The 1,330-nt window shown below is 42.0% G+C and carries 2 protein-coding genes and 1 pseudogene; all 3 read left to right on the top strand.

The features are described from left to right. Positions 1–372: glycoside hydrolase domain-containing protein (locus tag AB5935_RS26415; RefSeq protein WP_368327919.1), on the top strand; the 372-nt coding region annotated here is incomplete at its 5' end. Positions 373–401: 29 nt separating this feature from the next. Then, complete coding sequence (locus AB5935_RS26410) at positions 402–959, top strand: RNA polymerase sigma-70 factor (protein ID WP_004301378.1); 558 nt, start codon at positions 402–404, stop codon at positions 957–959. 34 nt (positions 960–993) lie between these two features. Then, positions 994–1,330, top strand: a pseudogene (locus AB5935_RS26405) (anti-sigma factor); the annotation flags it as partial.

Genomic DNA, 1,330 nt, shown 5'->3' with positions numbered 1-1,330 from the left:
GTGATGAACGAGCTCCACAAGAACGAACCTGCCGGTCTTTGTGGCAACGAAGATTGCGGACAGATGTCAGCATGGTATGTATTCAGTGCGATGGGATTCTACCCCGTCAATCCCGTCAGTGGAAAATATGAGATAGGTACTCCCCTATTCCCGGAAATGCAATTACATCTGGCAAATGGAAAGACTTTCACCGTATTGGCCCCCAAAGTAAACAAAGAAAATATCTATATCCAATCCATCAAAATAGATGGAAAACCGTATGACAAAACATATCTTACTCACGAGCAAATCATGAGTGGAGCGACTGTCGAATTCGAAATGAGTAACACCCCTAAAGCAATTGGAGTCATATTCGAAGATAAAAACCCATAAACGAAACATGAACTTAGTCCATCGAGAGAATGAATGAAAACTTTGATGTAACCTATAAAGCACTATTTCGCCGGTACTATCCCAGCCTGATTTTCTATGCAACCCGTTTGGTGGGAGAAGAAGAAGCAGAGGATGTAGTGCAGGACGTATTTGTAGAATTATGGAAGCGGAAAGACCACATAGAGATAGGCGACCAAATCCAGGCCTTTCTCTATCGTGCCGTTTACACCCGTGCCCTTAATGTCTTGAAACACCGCAGTGTGGAAGACGGTTATTGTGTTGCCATGGAAGAAATCAACCAAAGACGCGCAGAATTCTATCAACCGGACAACAACGAAGTGATTCGGAGGATCGAAGACAAGGAACTCCGCAAGGAAATTCATGATGCAATTAATGAGCTCCCTGACAAATGCAAAGAGGTTTTCAAACTTAGCTATCTGCATGATATGAAAAACAAGGAAATAGCCGATATTCTCGGAGTTTCACTCCGCACGGTGGAAGCCCATATGTATAAGGCTTTAAAATACTTGCGTGGCCGACTCGATCCTCTTTGGGCGATTCTTTTCTTATTTTTATGGCGATTATAATAAGTGTTTTTGCGTTTTGAATTGTATTACTAATATGAAGGAAAAGAAAATGAGTAATCTGAGTGAAGAAATAATAGACAGATATCTGACAGGACAGTGTTCTGAAGAAGAGCTTATCGAGGTCAATGCCTGGATGAAGGAATCGGAAGAAAACGCCCGCCAGCTCTTTCGTATGGAAGAAATTTATCATTTGGGTAAATTCGACCAGTACACTGATGAACAACAGATACTTCGTGCGGAAAAACAACTCTATAAAAAGCTGGACGAAGAGAAAGGTAAACAGAGCAAAATACTAAGCATGCATCGCTGGATGAAATATGCCGCAGTGATTGCTGCAATGTTGGTCATGGGTGGTGGAATCGGATATTGGT

The organism is Phocaeicola sp. RTP21198st1_B8_RTP21198_201120 (assembly GCF_040929485.1).
Taxonomy (GTDB): Bacteria; Bacteroidota; Bacteroidia; order Bacteroidales; family Bacteroidaceae; genus Phocaeicola; species Phocaeicola dorei.
This window is presented reverse-complemented; position numbering and strand designations above follow the sequence as displayed.

What these genes read in the sequence shown, in the direction of transcription:
- AB5935_RS26410 (WP_004301378.1), top strand. Translation starts at nt 402, where the DNA reads ATGAATGAAAACTTTGATGTAACCTATAAAGCACTATTTCGCCGGTAC.